General features: G+C 54.2%; 1 rRNA gene (cut by a window edge). It reads left to right on the forward strand.

Annotated features, from left to right (window positions below):
- Window positions 1–2404 (forward strand): 23S ribosomal RNA (locus tag AC07NN_RS24015); it begins 484 nt to the left of the window's first position.
- The last annotated feature ends 64 nt before the right edge of the window (window positions 2405–2468 follow it).

The following is a 2468-nucleotide window of genomic DNA, read 5'->3' on the forward strand; positions in this document are numbered from 1 at the left end:
GTCAAATAGCGACAGACTCGAGTAGGGCGGGACACGTGAAATCCTGTCTGAACATGGGGGGACCACCCTCCAAGCCTAAGTACTCCTCAATGACCGATAGCGAACAAGTACCGTGAGGGAAAGGTGAAAAGCACCCCGACAAGGGGAGTGAAACAGATCCTGAAATCGGAAGCCTACAAGCAGTCGGAGCCACCGCGCGTGGTGACGGCGTACCTTTTGTATAATGGGTCAGCGACTTCATGTGCCGTGCAAGCTTAAGCCGTTAGGTGTAGGCGCAGCGAAAGCGAGTCTGAATAGGGCGAATAAGTACGTCGCATGACGACCCGAAACCAGGTGATCTATCCATGAGCAGGTTGAAGGTAAGGTAACACTTACTGGAGGACCGAACCGGTGAATGTTGAAAAATTCTCGGATGACTTGTGGATAGGGGTGAAAGGCCAATCAAACCTGGACATAGCTGGTTCTCCGCGAAAACTATTTAGGTAGTGCCTCGGACGTATTCCTTGGGGGGTAGAGCACTGAATGGATGCGGGCGGCGCGAGCTGTACCAATTCTAATCAAACTCCGAATACCCAAGAGAACTATCCGGGAGACACACGGCGGGTGCTAACGTCCGTCGTGAAAAGGGAAACAACCCTAACCATCATCTAAGGCCCCCAAGTTCTGGCTAAGTGGGAAACGATGTGGGTTTGCTTTGACAACCAGGATGTTGGCTTAGAAGCAGCCATCATTTAAAGAAAGCGTAACAGCTCACTGGTCAAGCGAACCTGCGCGGAAAATGTAACGGGGCTCAAGCCAGACGCCGAAGGTATGGGTGTGCACTCTGTGCACGCGGTAGCGGAGCGTTCCGTAAGCCGATGAAGGTGAGGCGTGAGCCTTGCTGGAGGTATCGGAAGTGAGAATGCTGACATGAGTAGCGATAAAGAGGGTGAGAGACCCTCTCGCCGAAAGCCCAAGGGTTCCTGCGTAAAGCTAATCTGCGCAGGGTTAGTCGGCCCCTAAGGCGAGGCCGAAAGGCGTAGTCGATGGGAATCAGGTGAATATTCCTGAACCAGTTGGAAGTGACGGATCTGGTAAATTGTCAGGGCTTATTGGATTGCTCCTGGCAGTGAACAGGTCCCTGGAAATAACTCCAACGGAGACCGTACCCGAAACCGACACAGGTGGGCAGGTAGAGTATACCAAGGCGCTTGAGAGAACTGTGCTGAAGGAACTCGGCAAATTGCACGCGTAACTTCGGGATAAGCGTGACTCTTCTTTGGGCAACCAGAGAAGAGTGGCACAAGCCAGGGGGTAGCGACTGTTTATCAAAAACACAGGGCTCTGCGAAGCCGCAAGGCGACGTATAGGGTCTGACGCCTGCCCGGTGCCTGAAGGTTAAAAGGAGGGGTGCAAGCTCTGAATTGAAGCCCAGGTAAACGGCGGCCGTAACTATAACGGTCCTAAGGTAGCGAAATTCCTTGTCGGGTAAGTTCCGACCTGCACGAATGGCGTAACGACTTCCCCACTGTCTCCAGCACAGGCTCAGCGAAATTGAATTCCCCGTGAAGATGCGGGGTTCCCGCGGTCAGACGGAAAGACCCTATGAACCTTTACTGCAGCTTCGCCTTGGCGTTAGCAACAACATGTGTAGGATAGGTGGGAGGCTATGAAGCCGGGGCGCCAGTCTCGGTGGAGCCATCCTTGAAATACCACCCTTATTGTTGTTGACGTCTAACCGCGGCCCGTTATCCGGGTCCGGGACATGGCGTGGCGGGCAGTTTGACTGGGGCGGTCGCCTCCCAAAGTGTAACGGAGGCGCGCGATGGTGGGCTCAGACCGGTCGGAAATCGGTCGTCGAGTGCAATGGCATAAGCCCGCCTGACTGCGAGACTGACAAGTCGAGCAGAGACGAAAGTCGGCCATAGTGATCCGGTGGTCCTGCGTGGAAGGGCCATCGCTCAACGAATAAAAGGTACTCTAGGGATAACAGGCTGATTTTGCCCAAGAGTCCATATCGACGGCAAAGTTTGGCACCTCGATGTCGGCTCATCACATCCTGGGGCTGGAGCAGGTCCCAAGGGTTCGGCTGTTCGCCGATTAAAGTGGTACGTGAGCTGGGTTCAGAACGTCGTGAGACAGTTTGGTCCCTATCTGCCGTGGGTGTACGAGACTTGAGAGGATCTGTCCCTAGTACGAGAGGACCGGGATGGACACACCTCTGGTGGACCTGTCATGGCGCCAGCTGTGCAGCAGGGTAGCTAAGTGTGGAATAGATAACCGCTGAAAGCATCTAAGCGGGAAACTAACCTCAAAACAAGGTCTCGCTGAGAGCCGTGGAAGACCACCACGTTGATAGGCCGGGTGTGGAAGTGCGGCGACGCATGGAGCTTACCGGTACTAATAGCTCGATAGGCTTGATCGTTCTTCAGTCAAACCCATGCAACGCATGGCTCTACTTCGGACACTGATGTCTTCTTCACAATCCT

Source organism: Caulobacter sp. GW821-FHT09H08 (assembly GCF_059415885.1).